An 18,769-nucleotide genomic window follows, 5' to 3' on the forward strand; every position below is an offset into this window, starting at 1 on the left:
CCTACCTCAGCCGCACCACCGGCGCCGATTCAGGTGCTGCATCCTGCACATCGGCCTGAGCCTCATCGACATCCGCCCCCTTCGGCATCGCCGCCATCACCTCGATGCCCTTGCCGTGGCAGATGGTGGCGAGGCGCTCAGGCAATTCCTGGTCGGTGACGAAGGTCTGGATCTGGCTGATATGGGCGATGCGCACCGGCGCGCTGCGGCGGAGTTTGGTTGAATCGGCGACCAGCATGACGCTGCGGGCATTGGCGATGATGGCCTGCGCCACCTGCACCTCGCGATAGTCGAAGTCGAGCAGCGCGCCCTCCTCGTCGATCGCGGACGCGCCGATGATGGCGTAGTCGACCTTGAACTGGCCGATCAGCTGCGTCGCGGTCGAGCCGACCACCGCACCGTCGGCGCGTCGTACCGTGCCGCCGGCGACCACCACCTCAATGCGAGGATGGCGGTAGAGCAGCATGGCGACGTTCAGATTGTTGGTGATGACGAGGAGGTCCTCGTGCGAGGTCAGCGCGCTCGCCACCTCCTCGGTCGTGGTGCCGATGTTGATGAAGAGCGAGCAGCCGTTCGGGATCAGCGAGGCGGCCGCGGCTCCAATCGCCTTCTTCTCGTCGGCGGCGACGAAGCGCCGCGCCTCATAAGCGAGGTTTTCCACGCCGGAGGCGATGATGGCGCCGCCATGGATGCGGGTCAGCGAGCGGCGCTCGCAGAGATCGTTGAGATCCTTGCGGATGGTCTGCGCCGAGACCTCGAACCGGCGCGCCAGCTCCTCGACCATGACGCGGCCCGAGGCGCGCGCGATGTTGAGGATTTCGGCTTGGCGATGGGTCAGTCCGGTCACGGCGATGGCCTCAAGTCAGGAAGCTGCATGGTGCGGCGGTTCGCGCGTTCGGTCAATGCGCGCGCCGATCACGGTTAACGGACGAGGTCTTCACCACGCCATCGCAGCGGCGAGGCGCGCGAGCAGGTCCGGGTCGTCGAAGGCGCTGGCGGAAGCGATGGCCCCGGCGGCGACGAGATCAGTATGGCTGAGGCTGGTCCGGATGCCGATGGTCGGAATGCCGGCCGCCGCGGCCGATTGCACGCCGGTGCGGGAGTCCTCGAACGCGATCGAGGCCATCGCGCTGGCGCCGGTAAAGCGCAACCCTTCCTGATAAGGCAGCGGATGCGGCTTTCCGTGCAACAGCTCGGCGCCGATCACGAGCGCCTTGAAACGGTGCGTGATGCCGAGGCCGGACAGCAGCAGCTCCGCATTGAGTCGCGGGGCGTTGGTCACGGCAACCATGGGAATACCGGCCGCATCCGCCCTGTCGAGCAGCGCCATCAGGCCCGGCAGCGGTTCGATCTGCCCGGCGACGAGTTCGCGGAAGACTTCCTCCTTCTCATCGAGGATCAAGGCACGCCGTTCCGGCGCCTCGTCGGGCAGAAAGCGCTCGCCGATCGCTATATTCGCGAAGCCTTGCAGCTCCCTGGAGAAGCGCGCGTGATCGAAGACATGGCCGCGAGGGCCGAGCACCTGGTTGAAGGCCTTCAGGTGCAGCGGATCGGTGTTGGCGAGCGTACCGTCGATGTCGAACAGCAACGCCCTGCCGATAGCCTCGATCATGTCCGTACTTTCCCGATATATGACGCATCAATACGAAAGCCGTATCAATACAGCGCCAATCGCGCAATGACGCACGTGCATGACCACCACGCGACACTCGACAAAGTCGCGCGCGGCTGCAACACTCCATGCAAGATCAAAAAGGAGGAAACGATGACAATCAACCGACGCGATCTGGCTCTCTCGACTCTTGCAGTCCCAGCTCTTGCCGTCTCCACTCTTGCAGTTTCAGCGCTCACAACACCGGTGCTGGCGGCCACGGCGGACGAGGAAGCCGTGGCGAAGAAGGTCGAGGCCTTCCGTCTCGCCCAGATCGCGGCCGATCCCAAGGCGCTCGGCGCGCTCTGCGCCGACGAAGTGAGCTACAGCCATTCCAGCGGCAAGGTCGAGGACAAGGCGACCTTCATCGCCAACGCCACCGACGGCAAGTCCAAATTCCTGTCGATCGAGTACAAGGACCCGACCATCAAGGTCGTCGGCCCGGCTGCGATCGTGCGCTTCCACTGGGTGGCGGAACAGGAGATGGCGGCCGATGGGAAAAAAGTGCCGACCAACCTTCACATCCTGATGAACTGGCAGAAGCAGGGCGACGACTGGAAGCTGCTCTCGCGGGCGGCGACGAAGTTGTGATTGAAGGTGTCATTCCGGGACGCGCCGAAAGGCGCGGACCCGGAATCCATTCGTCGACGTTCTCTGCGGCAAAATGGATTCCGGGCTCACGCTACGCCTGCCCCGGAATGACAGCTGCGCTTACGCCGCTTCCTTCACGTCACCGTTAACCAGCTTGCGCGCGGCGCGCTCGGCTTCGCGGGCGTTGCGGAAGAGCTGGCCTTCGAGACGGTTAAAGCGGTTGGATGAGGCGAAAAAGCAATAGCCTCCCTGGGAACGAACGACGATACCTGCGGTCTGCGAATCGACTTCGATGATGTAGCTGTCCGGCATGGTCCGTGGATTCCTCAGTGCGGGCAAATAACGGCAGTTCTGCCCAAAGGTTCCTGGGCATTTTGACGCCGTTTCCACCCCGGATCGACACGGAATCGAGTACGCCGGGACCTCATCCGTTTTATGACTGGTTCTTGGCAAAGCCGCGGCGCCGTGACTCAGTCGCGCCGCGTTTGGCGGCGCCGCACTTGAGATGGGACGCAAAGTCGCGCGCGATTACGTCGCGATTGGTGGATCGTTTCTCTGGATCGTTTGCGGACGGCCGTCCTCGTCGATCGAGACGTAAGTGAAATTGCCGTCGGTCACCAGGATCGGCTGGAGCTCCCTGCGCCGTAGCGCCCAGGCTTCGAGATGCACGGTCATCGAGGTGCGGCCCACGCGGACGAGATTGGCATAGACCGAAACGAGATCGCCGACATAGACCGCCTTGCGGAAATTCATCGCCTCGATGGCGACGGTCACCGTGCGCGACTTCGCGACCTTTGACGCAAACACGCCGCCGCCGACGTCCATTTGGCTGAGCAACCAGCCGCCGAAGATGTCGCCGTTTGCGTTGGTGTCGGCCGGCATCGCCAGCGTACGGATGCAGAGATCGCCGCCCGGCCCGGCATTGGCTTGTTCGTTCATGCCGCTCTCACTTGAAGATTGCTCACTTGAAGATTGCTCACTTGAAATTATCCCAGCCCGGATCCGGCGCAAAGCGCTCGCCGAATCTCCCGGCCAGCGCGCGCAAGGTGGATACGACATGATCGACGCCACGCGTGCGCGCATAATTCAGCGGACCGCCACGGAACGGTGCATAACCGGTGCCGAAGATCATGGCGCCGTCGACCATGTCGGCGTCATCGACGATACCCTCGCGAAGCGCCGCAACGCAGACATTGGACATCGGCAGCACCAGGCGGTCGATCATCTGGTCGGTGACGCGCGGACCGGTCTCGGGCAACGGCGCCTTCTCGGCCTTGCCGTCGCGCCAGACGTAAAAACCCTTGCCGGTCTTGCGGCCGAGTTCGCCCTTGGCGACCTTCTCCCGCAGCCAGGCCGGCGTCGGCGGCAGCAGATCGCCGAACTTGCTACGCAGCATGTCGCCGACGTCGAGACAAATGTCGAGCCCGACCTGGTCGGCCAGTTCGATCGGTCCCATCGGCATGCCGAACTGCTCCGCGGCGGCGTCGATCAGGCGCTGGTCGATCTTCTCGTCCAGCATCACCATCGCTTCCAGCATGTAGGGCGTCAGCGCGCGGTTGACGAGGAAGCCCGGCGAGCTCTTCACCGATAACGGCAGCCGATCGATCGCGCCGACGAAAGCGAGTGCCTCCTTCAGCACCTGCGTATCGTTACCGTCATGGCTGACGACTTCGACCAGTTGCAACCGCGACACCGGATTGAAGAAGTGAAGGCCCACCAGCCGCTCCGGCCGCGCCAGCATGGTGCGCAAATCCTGGAGCGGAATGCTCGAGGTGTTGGTCGCGAGAATCGCGCCCTGCTTCATTCGCGGCTCGAGGCCGGCATAGACCTTCTGCTTGAGTTCGAGCTTCTCCGGGACAGCCTCGATGATGAGATCGGCGTTGCGGACGCCCTCCCCGTCCATGTCGGGGATCAGGCGATCGAGCGCCTCGCGCACCTCGGTCGGCTTGCGGATGATCTTGCCGTAAAGTTCGGCGGCGCGCTTGACCGCGCCCGCAATCGGCTCTGCCTTCATGTCGGCGAGCGAGACGCGCAGCCCCTGCCCGGCGCACCAGGCCGCGATGTCGCCGCCCATGGCGCCAGCGCCGATGACGTGGACATGCTTGATCGTGTTGCCGCTCCCGGCCGCTTTCTTCATCTGCTCGCGCAGGAAGAACACGCGGATCAAATTCTGCGCGGTCGGCGTCACCATCAGCTTGGCGAACGAGGCCTGCTCTGCCCTGAGCATCGCGGCCTTGCTGCCGCCATGGGTCTCCCAGAGATCGATCAGCGCGTAAGGCGCAGGATAATGTTCGCGGGACGCGGCCTTCGCCGCCTCCGATCGCATCCGCCTGGCCAGCAGCCCGCGCACCGGACCGAAATTCGCCGCACGCGTTAGAAGGCCTGGCCGCGCCCGCTTGAGCCGGCCGAACAGTGCGTCCCTGACCGCATTGCGAACGTGGCGCTCTTGCGTCACCGTGTCGACGAGGCCGAGCGATCTGGCGCGGCGGGCATCGATGGTGCGGCCGGTCAGCATCAAGGCCATCGACTGGGTCGGATTGACCAGCGCGGTGAAACGCGCGGTACCGCCGAGACCGGGATGCAAGCCCAGCATCATCTCGGGGAAGCCGAAGCGCGCGCCGTCGACGGCGATGCGCGATTGACAGGCGAGCGCTACCTCGAGCCCGCCGCCGAGGCAGAAGCCGTGGATGACCGCAACCGTCGGCAGCTTCAGCGCTTCCAGATGATCGACCACCGCATGGGCGGCGCGGATCCGCGTCTCCACCATCCCGGCATCGCCGGCGCCACGGAATTCGTTGACATCGGCGCCGGCAATGAAGCCGGACGGCTTTGCGGAGCGCATCACGAGGCCCGCCGGACGCTCAGTCTCGATCGCCGCGAGCACGGCGTCGAACTCCTCCATCACGTCGGCGGACAGCGTATTGGCGCTGGCATCGGCACGGTCGAACAGCAGCCAGGCGACGCCGTCGGCATCGCGCGTCAGCTTGAAGTTCTTGTAGGGACTGTCTGACGCCGGCTGGGGCCCGAGCGAGAGCATGCGATCGCCGAGCGCAGTCATGATCCTGGAATCCATGGTCACACCGCCTCGATCAGCATGGCACCGCCGAGCCCGCCGCCGATGCATTCGGTGGCAACGCCACGCCGCGTGCCGAGCCGCTTCATCGTGTTGACGAGATGCAGCACGATGCGATTGCCGGAGGTGCCGACGGGATGCCCAAGCGAGATAGCGCCGCCGTCGACATTGAGTTTTTCGCGGTCGATCTCGCCGGCGGCGCCGTCCAGCCCCAAAATCTCGCGGCAGAATTTGTCGTCATTCCAGGCGGCGAGACAGCCGAGCACTTGGGTGGCGAAGGCCTCGTTGAGCTCCCAGGTCTGGATGTCCTGGATGGTGAGATCGTTGCGCTTCAGTAGCGGCGTCACCGACATCACAGGACCAAGACCCATGATAGCAGGATCAAGTGCGGCCCAGTTGCTGTCGACGATGACAGCCTTCGGCGTCAGCTTGTACTTGGCGACCGCGTCGTCGGAAGCCAGGATCACCCAGGACGCGCCGTCGGTGATCTGCGAGGAATTGCCGGCAGTGACCTGGCCCCAGGGACGCTCGAACACCGGCCTCAGTTTCGCGAGCGTCTCGGCTGTCGAGTCCGGACGCACGCCATCATCATGGTCGAAGAATTTTCCGTCGCGGGAGAACGCGGTTTCGACTTCGCCCTTGAGAAAACCTTCCGCCTGCGCATGCGCGAGCCGGCGATGGCTCTCGGCGGCATAGGCATCGGACTGCGCGCGGGTGATGTCGAAGAGATGGCCGACGACTTCGGCGGTCTGGCCCATGTTCAGGTCGGTAATGGGATCGGTCAGCCCGCGCTCAAGGCCGATGATCGGCTTGAGATAGCGCGGCCGCAGCTTGAAGGCCGCGGCAAGCTTCGCGGCGACGCCCTTGGCGGTGGCGAGCCCGGCAAACCAGCGCACGCCGGAATTCGGCCACACCAGCGGCGCGTGGCTCAGGGCCTCGGTGCCGCCGGCGAGGATCATGTCGGCATGGCCCTCGCGGATGTAGCGATAGGCGGTGTCGATCGACTGCATGCCGGAGCCGCAATTGATCTGCACGGTAAAGGCGACCATGTCCTCGCCCATGCCGAGCCGGAGTGCTGCGACGCGGGCCGGGTTCATTTCGTCAGCGATCACGTTGACGCAGCCGAGGATGACCTGGTCGAAGGTATCAGGCGAAAACGGCTGGCGCGCCAGCAGCGGCCGGCCGCATTGCACGGCGAGATCGACCGGCGTGAACGGCCCCGGCCCCGAGCGCGCCTTCAGAAACGGCGTGCGGCTGCCGTCGACGATGAAAACCGGTCGTGCCATCAGCTCGCCGCCCTCTGTTCACCGAGTTCTTGGAAGAACTGATGCACGTCGCCGGTTTTCTTGTAAATCGGCGACAGCGCCTCCGGCGCAAAATCGTCGACCTCTATCACCTTTGTCACCGCTTCGCGGGCCGCGGCCAGCTGCTCGCCCTCGGCCTGCGTGATCACACCCTTGGCGACCGCATCCTTCCAGTCGCTCAGATGCGCCGCGCGCATGCGCCTGGCGATGGCGTCCGTGGCCGCGACCAGGTTGAACGCGCGCTCCAGCCGGGCGAAGCCGCCATCGTCATCGACATAAGCGAGATCGGGCGTGAGGCGGTCGCGCGCTGCCGACGGCTCCAGCACGAGGCTCGCGCATTGATGCACGACCCGGTCGGAGGGACCCAGCACGCGAGCGCCGAAGGGCTGGACCACGAACTTGAGGATGCCTGCGACGAAGCGGTTCGGCAGATTGGCGAGAATCTCAGCAAGCCGGTTTTCGATGGTCCGAAAGCCCGTCGCCATGCACCATTCGAGCGCGGCAAAATCCTCCTTCTGCCGGCCCTCGTCCTGCCAGCGTTTGAGCGCGGCAGAGAGCAGATACAGCTCGGACAGGATGTCGCCGAAGCGTGCCGACAGCATCTCCTTGCGCTTGAGCGCGCCGCCGAGCGTCAGCAGCGCCATATCGGCGCAGAGGGCAAAGGCCGCCGAGTAGCGCGAGAGCTGACGATAGAAGGGCCTGGCGTCACCCGCATCGGGTGCAAGCGCGAAGACACCAAAGCTCCAGCTCCGGCCGAACGCGCGCAAGAGTGTCTCGAAGCTGTGGCCGACATGCTTCCAGAACACCTTGTCGAAGGCGGTGAGCCCGCGCTCGCGATCGGCATCGGCAAGCGCATTCATCTCGTCGAGCAAATAGGGATGGGCGCGGATGGCGCCCTGTCCGAACACGATGAGATTACGGGTGAGGATATTGGCGCCCTCGACGGTGATGCCGACGGGGACGGCACGGTGGAGATTGCCGAGATAGTTTTGCGGACCGTCGATCACGGCCTTGCCGCCATGGATGTCCATGGCGTCGTCGACCGCGGTGCGCATCCGCTCGGTTGCGTGCAGCTTCATGATGCCCGAGATGACGGCGGGATGGATGCCGGCATTCAGCGCGGCGCAGGTCAACCGTCGCGCCGCGTCGAGCTGATAGGCGGTCGCGACGATGCGCGCGAGCGGCTCCTCGACGCCCTCGAACTTGGAGATGGAAATGCCGAACTGCTCGCGGATGCGGGCATAGGCGCCGGTGGTGCGCGCGGCATAGGCGGCGCCGGCGGCGGAGAGCGACGGCAACGAGATGCCGCGGCCGGCGGCGAGCGCCGTCATCAGCATCTTCCAGCCCTGCCCCAGCCGCGCCTGGCCCCCGATGACGTAATCGAGCGGAATGAAAACGTCGCGGCCCCAATTCGGGCCGTTCTGGAACACCTGCATCGACGGCAGATGGCGTTTGCCGATTTCCACGCCGGGAAGGTTGGTCGGGATCAGCGCCACGCTGATGCCGAGCTCTTCCTGATCGCCGACGAGATGATCGGGGTCATAGGCCTTGAAGGCGAGGCCAAGCAGCGTCGCGACGGGACCGAGCGTGATGTAGCGCTTGTGCCAGTTGAGCTTCAGGCCCAGCACCTCCTGGCCCTCGAAGGTGCCCTTGCAGATGATGCCGGTGTCGACCATCGAGGCGGCGTCGGAGCCGGCCTCCGGGCTGGTGAGGCCGAAGCAGGGAATGTCGCGGCCGTCGGCAAGACGCGGCAGCCAGCGCTGCTGCTGCTCCTTGGTGCCGAAGTGCATCAGGAGTTCGCCGGGGCCGAGCGAGTTCGGCACCATCACCGTCACCGCGGCGGCAATCGAGCGGGTCGAGATCTTGCGCACCACTTCCGAATGCGCATATGGCGAGAAGCCGAGGCCGCCGAACTCCTTCGGAATGATCATGCCGAGGAATTTCTCGCGCTTGATGAAGTGCCACACGTCGGGCGGCAGGTCGCGCCATTCCCAAAAGATCTTCCACTCGTCGAGCAAGGCGCAGAGCTCATCGACCGGGCCGTTGAGGAAGGCCTGCTCCTCTTCGGTCAGCGTTGCCTGCGGAATCTTCAGCAGCTTCGACCAATCAGGGTTGCCGGTGAAGAGATCGGCGTCCCACCAGACGTCGCCGGCCTCCAGCGCCTCGCGCTCGGTGTCCGACATCGCCGGCAGCACGCCGCGCGCCCAGGAGAAGATCGGCTTGGTCAGGGTGTCGCGGCGGAAGCTCATGGCGGACCTCATGCATCGGCGCGGTGATGGGCATTTTAGCGGAAAGTGGCCGGCGGAGGTGAACACTTCACCTGCGAAAAGACGCGAATTGACGCGGCCGGGCAGCCGCCCAAGGGCCATAACGGCCGAGGCGTGGTGGCAGTTCCGGGAGGGATGTCATTCCCGGGCGCGCGAAGCGCGAGCCCGGAATCCATGGTGCGGCAGCGCTGGTCCATGAATGGATTCCAGGTTCGCGCCTAACGGCGCGCTCCGGAATGACGGGATGGAGAGAGAGGCGCCTAATCCGGCCGCACCATCTCGAACATGTTTTCCGGCTTGATCTCGAAATAATCCCCGCTGCGGCCGGCCCGGACGATCGGGCGGGCGGCGGCGGTCTGGTAGACGCCGTCCTTGATCATGGCCTTGTCGATGTGGACGGCAACGACCTCGCCGAGCGTCAGCCAGGCATTGGCTTCCTTGCCGTTGGCGCCCTTGAGCCGGACGATGTCGGACACCTTGCACTCGAAGGCGACGGGACTCTCGCCGACGCGCGGCACGTTGACGAGCCTGCCGGGCACAGCGGTGAGGCCGGCAACCTCGAACTCGTCGACCTCAGGGCCGACGTGCGCGGCAGTCGCGTTCATGTGCCTGGCCAGGTCCATGGTGGCCAGATTCCAGACGAACTCGCCGGTCTGCTGGATATTCTCGACCGTGTCCTTCCAGTTGGTGGAGGAGAAGCCGATGATCGGAGGCACATAGCAGAATGCGTTGAAGAAGCTGTAGGGCGCGAGGTTGACGTGGCCCTTGGTGTCGCGCGACGAAATCCAGCCGATCGGCCGCGGCGCGACGATGGCGTTGAAGGGATCGTGCTTGAGGCCGTGGCCCTTGGCGGGCTCGTAGAAGTGCAGGTCTTTGTCGGTCACGCGCTGTTTTCCTGGTCCTTGTAGCCCGGATGGAGCGAAGCGTAATCCGGGGCCGCAGCACAACGCTGAACCATCCCGGATTGCGCTTTGCTCCATCCGGGCTACGTCGGCCTGCTTATAGGAGGAAATCCGTCGCCGCGTCAGTGGCGCGGGGACAATCCCGCGATGACGAAATCGATCATCTGGTCGATCGTCGGGCCCGGCTTCGTGGCGCACTGGGCGATCATCTGGGGGTGGAAAAAACGCATCATCGCGGTGCAGGCGCAGAGCGCGGCCAGTTGCAGGTCCGGCGCCTCGAACTCGCCGGACGCCACGCCTTGCGCGATCATCTGGCCGATGACCCCGGCAATACACTCCATGTGGTTGACGCAGACGTCCCAGTCCTCCTGCATCGCGATCTCGACCATCTCGTGCAGCTTATTGTCGCCGACATAGCGTTCGGTGTTCATGCGATTGATGGTGGTGAGCAGCTCGCGGAAGCGCGGCGTTACCGGACCGGGCCTCGCCACGATCCGCTGCGCTTCCAGCTCGACCTCGCCCATCAGTGAGCGGGCCACCGCCTGATGAATCGCCTTCTTCGATTCGAAGAAGCGATAGACGTTGGCGGGGCTCATCTTGAGCTCCTTGGCGATGTCCCCGACCGTGGTCTTGAGATAGCCGATCTGGCGGAACAGCCGCTCGGCCACCTCGAGAATACGATCCCGGGTGTCGCCTTCGATATGTTCCGAAACCAGTGTCATCTGTCAGGACTCATCAATCAGCAGTTCATCTTCACTTATTCAGCCGCCTCAGCAAGCGGAATTGCGTTCTGGTCATCGCTCCCATGCTGCGGCGCGGCAGGTTGCTCGGGGGTGCCCGCCTCGTCCAGGCTCTTGCGGAACCAGAGGGCGTAGAGGCCCGGCAGGTACAGCAGCGTGAGGAAGGTCGCAACGAACAATCCGCCCATGATGGTGATCGCCATCGGCCCCCAGAACGCCGAGCGCGACAGCGGGATCATGGCGAGGATGGCGGCAAGCGCCGTCAGCACCACCGGACGGGCCCGGCGGACAGTCGCCTCCACGATCGCCTCACGGCGGGTCAGGCCATGCGAAACGTCGGTCTCGATCTGATCCACGAGGATGACCGCGTTACGCATGATCATGCCGGCAAGCGCGATCAGGCCGAGCAGCGCCACGAAGCCGAACGGGGCGTTGGCGAGGTTGAGCCCGAAGGAGGCGCCGACAATGCCGAGCGGTGCGGTCAGGAACACCAGGATCAGGCGCGAGAAGCTCTGCAGCTGGAACATCAGCAGCGTCAGCATCACCATGACCATCAGCGGGAAGAGAATGAAGATCGAGGCGTTGCCCTTGGCGGATTCCTCGAACGCGCCGCCCGCCTCGATGCGGTAGGCCGGCTCGAGGTTGTCCTTGATTGCCTTCAGCTTCGGCGCGATCTGGCCGGTGACGTCGGGCGCCTGCACGCCGTCGACGACGTCGGAACGCACGGTGATCGCCATGTCGCGGTTACGCCGCCACATGATCGGCTCCTCGTGGGCATACTCGATCTTGGCGATCTGCTGCAGCGGCACGGCCACGCCGTTACGCGAGGTGATGGTGAGATCGCCGACAGCGCCGAGGTCGAGCCGTTCGGACGAGACGGCGCGCGCGACCACGCCGACCTTCTCGATGCCGTCGCGCACGGTCGTCACCTGTGAGCCCGAGATCAGCATCGACAGCGCCTGCGACACGTCCTGCGGGGTCAGCCCCATGGCGCGGGCGCGATCCTGGTCGACGACGAGCTTGAGGTAAGGGGACTGCTCGTTCCAGTCGAGCTGGACATCCTTGACACTCTTGTTCTGCCGCATGACGTCGCGGACCTGGTAGGCGATCTCGCGCACCTTGTTGGCATCGGGGCCGATGACGCGAAACTGCACGGGGAAGCCAACGGGGGGACCGAAATTGAAGCGGTCGACGCGCACGCGGGCCTCGTTGAGCGCGCCGTCGGCAACGGCGTTTTCAAGCTTGGCCTTGATGCGCTCGCGCGCCTCGACGCCCTTTGCGACGATGACGATTTCGGCAAAAGCCTCGTTCGGAAGCTGCGGATTGAGGCCGAGCCAGAAGCGCGGCGAGCCCTGCCCGACATACGCCGTGTAGGTCTCGATGTCCTTGTCGTCCTTGAGCATGGTCTCGGCCTTCTTCACCGCCTTTTCCGTGACGTTGAAGGCGGTGCCCTCGGGCAGGCGAAGCTGGAGGAACAGCTCGGGGCGCTCGGACAGCGGGAAGAACTGCTGCTGGACGTGGCCGAAGCCGACGATCGAGGCGATGAAGACGCCGACGGTCGCGGCCACCACCGTGATGCGGTGGTTGACGCACCACTGCACGATGGCGCGCAGGCCGCGATACATGCGGGTCTCGTAGACCGCGTGCGGATCGTGATTGTGGTGCACCTTGATGTTGGGCAGCAGCATGACGCCGATATAGGGCGTGAAGATCACCGCCACGAACCAGGACGCGACCAGCGCGATCGCCACGATCCAGAAGATGCTGCCGGCATATTCGCCGACCGCGGAATTGGCAAAGCCGATGGGGAGGAAGCCAGCGGCCGTGACCAGCGTTCCCGTGAGCATCGGAAACGCAGTGGATTCCCAGGCAAAGGACGCCGCACGCATGCGGTCCCAGCCCTGCTCCATCTTCACCACCATCATCTCGACGGCGATGATGGCGTCATCCACCAACAGGCCCAGCGCGATGATCAGCGCACCGAGCGTGATGCGGTGCAGGTCGAGCGACATGGTGTTCATGACGACGAAGACGATGCCGAGCACCAGCGGCACCGACAACGCGACCACGATGCCGGTGCGCCAGCCGAGTGCCAGGAACGACACGAACAGCACGATGACGAGGGCTTCCATGAAGGAGTGCACGAATTCGCTGACGGCGTGCTCGACCACCTTGGGCTGGTCGGCGATCAGCTTGATGTCGACGCCCTGCGGCACCGCCTTCATGAATTCAGCCGTCGCCTTCTCGACCTCCTTGCCGAGATCGAGGATGTTGGCGCCCTTGGCGGTGACGACGCCGATGCCGATCGCGGCCTTGCCTTCCTGGCGCACGATGAAGCTCGGCGGGTCGACGTAACCATGGGTGACGGTGGCGATGTCGCCGAGACGGAACACGCGGCCGTTGCTCTCGACCGGAGTCTCCGCGACGGCCTTGGCGCCGTCGAGCGCACCGGTGACGCGCAGCGGCACGCGCTGCGACGAGGTCTCGACCGTGCCGGCCGGCGTCACGTTGTTCTGCTTGGCGAGCGAATCGAACAGCGCCTGCGGCGTGATGCCGAGGGTGGCGAGCTTGGCATGGCTGAATTCGACGAAGATGCGCTCATCCTGGTTGCCGTAGACGTCGACCTTGGTCACGCCCGGCACCTTCAGGAGGCGCTGACGGAAACCCTCCGAGACCTTCTTGAGCTGGGCGTAGTCGGCGCCGTCGCCGGTCATCATGTAGAGGATGGAATCGACGTCGGAGAACTCGTCGTTGACCACGGGTCCGAGAATCCCTGCGGGCAACTGGCCCTGCACGTCGGCCAGCTTCTTGCGCAGCAGATAGAAGAGATACGGAACGTCCTTCGGCGGCGTGGAGTCGCGGAAGGTGACCTGGAGCGCAGTGAAGCCGGGCTTGGAATAGGTCTGCACCTTCTCGAAGTAAGGCAGCTCCTGGATTTTCTTCTCGATGGGATCGGCGACCTGCGCCTGCATCTCCTGCGCGGTCGCGCCCGGCCACAGCACGGAGACGTTGACCACCTTCACCGTGAAGAACGGATCCTCGGCGCGGCCGAGCTTCTGATAGGAGAAGAACCCGGCGACGCCGAGAATGAGCATCAGGAACAGGATCAGCGTCGGATGGCTGACGGCCCAGGCCGAAAGATTGAAGCGCTTCATCGCACTCTCCAAAGATGATCCGGTTGCAAAAAACGACAGCCACTCTGTTCGAACCGTCGTCGCGAGGCAGCGAAGCAATCCAGGGGGCTGGGCAGGTTCTGGATCGCTTCGCCGCTTCAGCCAAAGCATTTGCGCTCGGGCCGAAACTCACCTCACACGACGCAACTCGTAAACGAGACTTAAAAGGACAGTGACGACACGATCCGCACCCGCTGGCCCGGATCGAGCTTCTGCACACCCAGAGCAACGATCTTGGCGCCCTCGTCGACACCGCCGGTGATGACGACGTCGTTGCTCTCGTAGGACTTCACCGTCACCGGCTTCAGCGTGACCCCGCCGTTGTCGTCGACGACGTAGAAGGACGGTTTGCCGCCTTCGTTGAACAGTGCCGACAGCGGCAGCCGCGCAACGCGCTCGGTCGCAGCGTCCGACAGCGTCAGCGTCGCAGTCATGCCGAGCGAGACCTTGTCGTCGGCCTCGGGCAGCGAGAACTTTGCCAGATAGGTGCGCGTCGCAGGATCCGCGGTGGGCGCGATCTCGCGCAGCTTGGCCGTATATTTCTTGCCCGGCTCCGACCAAAGAGTGACGCTGGCGGCGCCCGATTTGGCACGTCCGACCAGCGTCTCAGGGATCGCGACGACCGCTTCCTTCTCGGCAAAGCGGGCGACACGGATCGAAGCCTGGCCCGCGGCGACCACCTGGCCGGGCTCGATCAGCGTTGCGGTGACGACGCCGCGGGCGTCGGCGTTGAGCGTCGCGTAGGAAAGGGAATTGTTGGTCAGTTCGACCGAGCGCTCGGCCCGGTTCAGGCGGGCACGCGCCTCGTCGGCGGCGGCGCGGCTCGAATCCAGCTGCGCGTCGGTGGTCCAGCCCTTGGCCTTCAAATCCTTGGCGCGCTGCTCGGCGGCGGCGGCCTGGGCCAGCACGCCGGTCGCAGCGGTCTGCTCGGCGACGGCTTGCTCGGCCTGGAGCTTCAGATCGACCTCATCGAGGACCGCGAGCGGCTGGCCGATTTCGACGGTCTGGCCGACTTCGACCAGACGCTTGGCGACCTTGCCGGCGACCCGAAAGCCCAGATCGCTCTCGATCCGCGGCCTAATGGTGCCAACGAAGCTGCGCTCGGGCTTTTCGGCATCATAATGGGCGGTGGCGACAAGAACCGGCCGCGGCGGCTCGGGCTTTTCAGCGACGGTGTCATTGCACCCAGCGAGGGCGGCAGCCATCAGCGCCAGCGAAACACCGGCCAAGAGCCTCGAATAGCTGGACAAAACGGATCGGACGAACATCGGAGGACACTCCCTCGGCTGCAATGAGAGGAATGTCGACTAATCACTGATAAAAGTCAATAATCGTCAGTCATCAGGAATCTGTGATCGTTAAGAGGTGGTAACCTCCGCGGGCTGCCCCTGGCGGAAGCCTGGACTGTTCGAAGAAAGCGTCGCGCCGCAGGTCCCCCAGAGGGCCGCGTGGAAATAGGCCCTGGCTTTCGCGGAGGCGACATTTCGAGGCTATCGCCGCCCCTGCTCCGCGAACTCGTGCTTGCTTTCGTGACCGCCGATGAAGACCAGGATGCCGGCGATCAGCGGCAGCACCGCGAGCACGAGCAGTCCGGTCGAGGTCTGGCCGGTGGCTTCCTTGACCCAGCCGATCAGATAGGGCCCACCGAAGCCGGCGAGATTCCCGATCGAGTTGATCAAGGCGATGGCACCGGCCGCCGCCGTGCCGGAGAGCCAGGCGGTGGGCAAGGTCCAGAACACCCCGAAGCAGCAGAACACGCCGATCGCGGCCACCGTCAGCACCATCATCGTCAGGGTGGGGTCGGTGAGATAGGAGGAGACGCCGAGAGCGACGGCGGTGAGCAGCAACGGCGCGCCGACATGCATCACGCGCTCGCGCGTGGCATCGGAATGCCGTGCCCACAGGATCATCGCGATGGTGCCGAACAGATACGGGATGGCGGTGACGAAGCCGGTCTGGGCGTTGGTGAGGCCGAACGCCTTGACGATCTGCGGCAACCAGAACTGCATGCCATACAGCGCGCCAACGAAGCCGAAATAGACCAGGGCGAGCATGATCACCTTCGGTGAGGTCAGCGCCTCACTGAGCGACAAATGCTTCACCGCCTGCTTGGCCGCGATCTCGGAATCCAGCTTGGTCTTGAGCCAGGCCTTCTGCTCGGCCGAGAGCCAGTCCGCCTTCTCCGGCCTGTCGGTGAGATAGAACCAGGTGACGATGCCGAGCACCACCGAGGGAATGCCCTCGATGATGAACAGCCACTGCCAGCCCTTCAGGCCCATCGCGCCGTCGAGCCCGAGCAGCAGGCCGGAGACCGGCGCGCCGATCAAGGTAGAGACCGGCACGGCGATGGCGAAGGCCGCAAGGAAGCGGGCGCGATATTCGGCCGGATACCAATAGGTGAGATAGAGGATGATGCCGGGGAAGAAGCCGGCCTCGGCGACGCCGAGCAGGAAGCGCAGCACGTAGAAGCTCGTGACGCCGCTCGTGAGCGCCATCAGCGCCGAGATGATGCCCCAGGTCACCATGATGCGGGCGATCCAGCGGCTGGCGCCGAACTTCTCCAGCGCCAGATTGCTCGGCACCTCGAAGATGAAATAGCCGATGAAGAAGATGCCTGCGCCCCAGGAGAAGATCAGCGGCGTGAATTTCAGCTCGGCATTCATGGTCAGCGCGGCGAAACCGAGATTGACGCGATCGAGATAGGAGAAGAAGTAGGCCAGCACCAGGAACGGGATCAGTCGCCAGGAAATGGCGCGGATCGTCGAGGTCTCGATTTCCGACTTGGCTGCGCCGGTCGAACCGGCATAGGTCGTGGTCTGGCTCATGGCTTCCCCCGGGTTGTTGCTTTTATGGGCTGATCCGGGGTTTTGAGCATCGCCGCGAAAGAGTCAATGGAGCAAGCAATGCACGAGGCACAACCGGTCAAACCCATTGCACCGCTTCGGACATCGCTGATCCGCGCCGGTCTGGCGCTGGCGGTTATTGCCTGCGGACTCTCGCTGCGCTGGTACGGCTTTCCGATCGGCCTGCCGGCCTTCGTGGTGAAGTACGGCGGCTCGCTGCTATGGGCAACGATGGTGTTTCTGCTGGTCGGCGTTTTGCTGCCGCGGCTGCCACGGGCGCAGATCGCAGCCATCGCAATCGCGATAGCGGTCGTGGTCGAATTCTCCCGGCTGGTGCACATGCCCTGGCTCGACGCGTTCCGGCTGACCACGGCCGGGGCGCTGCTGCTCGGGCGCATCTTCTCGCCATGGAATTTGCTGGCGTATGCGGTTGGGATTGCGTTCGGCGTTTGGATTGATCGGCTCGCCAGGGTGCGGACGGTGGGTTAGCGCAGCGTAACCCACCACTGTTTGTCTCCGCGGAAGTGAAAGAGGTGGATTACGCTTCGCTAATCCACCCTACAGACCGACGAGGGCGCATTTCACTCCGCCAATTGAAACTTCTCAAACCGATCGAGCTCCTCCTCGATCTTTTGCTTGAGCTCCTTGCGCCCCGCGGTCTTCTTTCCCTTGCCGACCCAGGTCCATTTCTGCATCAGAAGCTTCTTTGCCTGCCGGTCGGTCTTCAGATCGAGCGCGGCGACGATCTCGTCGCCGACCAGCACGGGCAGCGCGAAATAGCCGAGCTTGCGTTTGGCCTTCGGCACATAGGCCTCGAACAAATGGTTGTAGCCGAAGATGAGATTGGTGCGCTTGCGCTGGATGATCAGCGGATCGAACGGCGATAGGATGTGAACGAGATCAGGTGGCGCGCGCTCGCCCGGCTCGAGCGCAGCCGGCAGTGCCCAGTGCTGCTGCTTGCCGGCATCGTCGATGGCGACAGGCACGAGCTCGCCACGGCGGACGCGCGAGGCGATCAGGGCAGCCACCGCCGTCTTGCGCGGCGCGTCGAGATGGCAGACCGAATCGAGGCTCACGACACCTTGCGATCGCAGCGCGCGATCGAGCAGATAGGCCGTAATGTCCTTTGCCGACGCCGGCTTCGGCAGCTTGTCCCAGCCGAAATGGCGCGTCATCAGCTCATAGGTCTTGAGCATGCCCTGGCGCTCGCTGACGGTCACGGCGCCCGTATAGAAGGCGAGTTGCAACGCCCGCTTCGAGGGTTTTCGGCTTTGCCACAGATGCTCCTTCTCGGTGAGCACGTCGTCCTCGATGTCGCGGATCGTCAGCGGGCCGGCGCGCACCAGCCGCATCACCTTGCGCATGTCGGCAGGCTTCACCGAGGCGAACCATTTGTGCCCCTCACGGCGGTGCTCGCGCATCGCCGGCAGGAAGAAGCGGAAGTCGCCGGCCGGCACGTAAGAGAGCGCATGCGTCCAATATTCAAACACGCTCTTGTCGACGCTCTGGGCGTGGCGCAGATCGGCGCGGCGGTAGGACGGGATGCGGCTGAACAGGATGTGATGATGGCAGCGCTCGATCACGTTGATGGTATCGATCTGCACATAGCCGAGATGGGCGACCGCGTCGGAGACGGCTTGCGCGCCGTCACCGAACGGCGCGCGCTCGTCCAGCCGCTGGGCATGAAGCCAGATTTGCCGGGCCTGTGTCGTGGTGAGTGGAATCGGTTTGGGCGCGCGGGACATTGCGGAATGCAGTGTAGCGGGATTCGCATCCAGGCAAGAAGCCGATCAAGGAGCGGACAAGGAAAAACCGCCCTGCCATCTGCTGACAGCGCGGTCGGAAGGTGCGCTACCCGCGCCTACTTCATCGACATGGCCTTCTGCGCCTTCATGTAATGCATGCAGGCGCTTTTCATCTTGCCGTTGCTCATGTCGGTGTTGGCCATGGCCATTTCCTTGTTCATGGCCGTCTTGGCTGGCGTATCCGCCGTGCCGCCCATCATGGCGGCGGACTTCATCATATTATCGCTGGTGCACGCCATCATCGCGGCGGATGCAGGGGAAACGGCGAACGCGACCAAAGCTGCGGCTGTGAGCAATATTTTCATCGAAAGGTCTCCTCCGTAAAACGAAACCGGCGTCATACCGGCCTTCCCATTACGTATTCTCCGGCGAAGACGTTTCGGGGAGAAGAAAATCTTCTTGCTGCGGTGCGAAGGCGGA

The 18,769-nt window shown here is 64.3% G+C and carries 16 protein-coding genes; 2 read left to right on the top strand and 14 right to left on the bottom strand.

Annotated features, from left to right (window positions below):
- Nucleotide 1: 1 nt before the first annotated feature.
- Nucleotides 2–847 carry a DeoR/GlpR family DNA-binding transcription regulator gene (locus tag BRA1253DRAFT_RS14025; RefSeq protein ID WP_007595163.1) on the bottom strand — a complete coding sequence of 282 codons (846 nt, stop codon included), beginning with the start codon at nt 845–847 and terminating at the stop codon, nt 2–4.
- A 90-nt stretch (nt 848–937) separates the two neighbouring features.
- Nucleotides 938–1,612: an HAD family phosphatase gene (locus BRA1253DRAFT_RS14030; protein WP_007595168.1), complete on the bottom strand. Its 675-nt coding sequence runs from the start codon at nt 1,610–1,612 to the stop codon at nt 938–940.
- 153 nt (nt 1,613–1,765) lie between these two features.
- Between BRA1253DRAFT_RS14030 and BRA1253DRAFT_RS14035 the strand changes: the two genes are divergently transcribed.
- Nucleotides 1,766–2,242: a nuclear transport factor 2 family protein gene (locus BRA1253DRAFT_RS14035; RefSeq protein ID WP_007595170.1), complete on the top strand. Its 477-nt coding sequence runs from the start codon at nt 1,766–1,768 to the stop codon at nt 2,240–2,242.
- Between the two features lie 120 nt (nt 2,243–2,362).
- Here BRA1253DRAFT_RS14035 and BRA1253DRAFT_RS14040 read toward each other — a convergent pair whose 3' ends face one another.
- The 10 genes from BRA1253DRAFT_RS14040 to BRA1253DRAFT_RS14085 form a co-directional block, all read right to left on the bottom strand.
- The gene (locus BRA1253DRAFT_RS14040) at nt 2,363–2,554 is read right to left on the bottom strand and encodes a hypothetical protein (protein ID WP_007595173.1); all 192 of its coding nucleotides are present in this window, start codon (nt 2,552–2,554) and stop codon (nt 2,363–2,365) included.
- A 216-nt stretch (nt 2,555–2,770) separates the two neighbouring features.
- Nucleotides 2,771–3,181 (bottom strand): acyl-CoA thioesterase, encoded by a 411-nt coding sequence (locus BRA1253DRAFT_RS14045; protein ID WP_007595177.1) that lies wholly within the window; start codon nt 3,179–3,181, stop codon nt 2,771–2,773.
- Nucleotides 3,182–3,218: 37 nt separating this feature from the next.
- On the bottom strand, nt 3,219–5,315 hold the full coding sequence (locus BRA1253DRAFT_RS14050; protein ID WP_007595178.1) for a 3-hydroxyacyl-CoA dehydrogenase NAD-binding domain-containing protein: 2,097 nt from the start codon (nt 5,313–5,315) through the stop codon (nt 3,219–3,221).
- A gap of 2 nt (nt 5,316–5,317) precedes the next feature.
- On the bottom strand, nt 5,318–6,601 hold the full coding sequence (locus BRA1253DRAFT_RS14055) for an acetyl-CoA C-acetyltransferase (RefSeq protein ID WP_007595180.1): 1,284 nt from the start codon (nt 6,599–6,601) through the stop codon (nt 5,318–5,320).
- Nucleotides 6,601–8,868, bottom strand: coding sequence for an acyl-CoA dehydrogenase (locus BRA1253DRAFT_RS14060; RefSeq protein ID WP_007595182.1), 2,268 nt, complete (start codon nt 8,866–8,868; stop codon nt 6,601–6,603). Before BRA1253DRAFT_RS14060 ends, BRA1253DRAFT_RS14055 begins: the two co-directional genes overlap by 1 nt.
- A 278-nt stretch (nt 8,869–9,146) precedes the next feature.
- Entirely contained in the window at nt 9,147–9,770 is a 624-nt protein-coding gene (locus BRA1253DRAFT_RS14065; protein ID WP_007595183.1) for a flavin reductase family protein, read from the bottom strand.
- Nucleotides 9,771–9,910: 140 nt separating this feature from the next.
- Nucleotides 9,911–10,510: a TetR/AcrR family transcriptional regulator gene (locus tag BRA1253DRAFT_RS14070; protein ID WP_007595185.1), complete on the bottom strand. Its 600-nt coding sequence runs from the start codon at nt 10,508–10,510 to the stop codon at nt 9,911–9,913.
- 35 nt (nt 10,511–10,545) lie between these two features.
- Nucleotides 10,546–13,683: an efflux RND transporter permease subunit gene (locus tag BRA1253DRAFT_RS14075; protein WP_007595187.1), complete on the bottom strand. Its 3,138-nt coding sequence runs from the start codon at nt 13,681–13,683 to the stop codon at nt 10,546–10,548.
- Nucleotides 13,684–13,862: 179 nt separating this feature from the next.
- Nucleotides 13,863–14,969 (bottom strand): efflux RND transporter periplasmic adaptor subunit, encoded by a 1,107-nt coding sequence (locus BRA1253DRAFT_RS14080; RefSeq protein WP_007595189.1) that lies wholly within the window; start codon nt 14,967–14,969, stop codon nt 13,863–13,865.
- A 222-nt stretch (nt 14,970–15,191) separates the two neighbouring features.
- Nucleotides 15,192–16,526: an MFS transporter gene (locus BRA1253DRAFT_RS14085; RefSeq protein ID WP_007595191.1), complete on the bottom strand. Its 1,335-nt coding sequence runs from the start codon at nt 16,524–16,526 to the stop codon at nt 15,192–15,194.
- 78 nt (nt 16,527–16,604) lie between these two features.
- Between BRA1253DRAFT_RS14085 and BRA1253DRAFT_RS14090 the strand changes: the two genes are divergently transcribed.
- Nucleotides 16,605–17,033, top strand: a complete 429-nt coding sequence (locus BRA1253DRAFT_RS14090) for a DUF2809 domain-containing protein (RefSeq protein WP_007595193.1) — start codon at nt 16,605–16,607, stop codon at nt 17,031–17,033.
- 92 nt (nt 17,034–17,125) lie between these two features.
- Here BRA1253DRAFT_RS14090 and BRA1253DRAFT_RS14095 read toward each other — a convergent pair whose 3' ends face one another.
- Nucleotides 17,126–18,289 carry a winged helix-turn-helix domain-containing protein gene (locus BRA1253DRAFT_RS14095; RefSeq protein ID WP_007595195.1) on the bottom strand — a complete coding sequence of 388 codons (1,164 nt, stop codon included), beginning with the start codon at nt 18,287–18,289 and terminating at the stop codon, nt 17,126–17,128.
- Between the two features lie 116 nt (nt 18,290–18,405).
- Entirely contained in the window at nt 18,406–18,654 is a 249-nt protein-coding gene (locus BRA1253DRAFT_RS14100) for a hypothetical protein (protein WP_007595197.1), read from the bottom strand.
- Between the last annotated feature and the right edge of the window lie 115 nt (nt 18,655–18,769).

The organism is Bradyrhizobium sp. WSM1253 (assembly GCF_000244935.1).
Lineage (GTDB): Bacteria > Pseudomonadota > Alphaproteobacteria > Rhizobiales > Xanthobacteraceae > Bradyrhizobium > Bradyrhizobium canariense.

Excerpts from the sequence above, each read along its gene's own strand:
- BRA1253DRAFT_RS14045 (WP_007595177.1), bottom strand. The coding sequence starts at position 3,181 with ATGAACGAACAAGCCAATGCCGGGCCGGGCGGCGATCTCTGCATCCGT.
- BRA1253DRAFT_RS14080 (WP_007595189.1), bottom strand. The coding sequence starts at position 14,969 with ATGTTCGTCCGATCCGTTTTGTCCAGCTATTCGAGGCTCTTGGCCGGT.
- BRA1253DRAFT_RS14090 (WP_007595193.1), top strand. The coding sequence starts at position 16,605 with ATGCACGAGGCACAACCGGTCAAACCCATTGCACCGCTTCGGACATCG.
- BRA1253DRAFT_RS14030 (WP_007595168.1), bottom strand. The coding sequence starts at position 1,612 with ATGATCGAGGCTATCGGCAGGGCGTTGCTGTTCGACATCGACGGTACG.
- BRA1253DRAFT_RS14060 (WP_007595182.1), bottom strand. The coding sequence starts at position 8,868 with ATGAGCTTCCGCCGCGACACCCTGACCAAGCCGATCTTCTCCTGGGCG.
- BRA1253DRAFT_RS14085 (WP_007595191.1), bottom strand. The coding sequence starts at position 16,526 with ATGAGCCAGACCACGACCTATGCCGGTTCGACCGGCGCAGCCAAGTCG.
- BRA1253DRAFT_RS14070 (WP_007595185.1), bottom strand. The coding sequence starts at position 10,510 with ATGACACTGGTTTCGGAACATATCGAAGGCGACACCCGGGATCGTATT.
- BRA1253DRAFT_RS14095 (WP_007595195.1), bottom strand. The coding sequence starts at position 18,289 with ATGTCCCGCGCGCCCAAACCGATTCCACTCACCACGACACAGGCCCGG.
- BRA1253DRAFT_RS14040 (WP_007595173.1), bottom strand. The coding sequence starts at position 2,554 with ATGCCGGACAGCTACATCATCGAAGTCGATTCGCAGACCGCAGGTATC.
- BRA1253DRAFT_RS14055 (WP_007595180.1), bottom strand. The coding sequence starts at position 6,601 with ATGGCACGACCGGTTTTCATCGTCGACGGCAGCCGCACGCCGTTTCTG.
- BRA1253DRAFT_RS14100 (WP_007595197.1), bottom strand. The coding sequence starts at position 18,654 with ATGAAAATATTGCTCACAGCCGCAGCTTTGGTCGCGTTCGCCGTTTCC.
- BRA1253DRAFT_RS14050 (WP_007595178.1), bottom strand. The coding sequence starts at position 5,315 with ATGGATTCCAGGATCATGACTGCGCTCGGCGATCGCATGCTCTCGCTC.
- BRA1253DRAFT_RS14075 (WP_007595187.1), bottom strand. The coding sequence starts at position 13,683 with ATGAAGCGCTTCAATCTTTCGGCCTGGGCCGTCAGCCATCCGACGCTG.
- BRA1253DRAFT_RS14035 (WP_007595170.1), top strand. The coding sequence starts at position 1,766 with ATGACAATCAACCGACGCGATCTGGCTCTCTCGACTCTTGCAGTCCCA.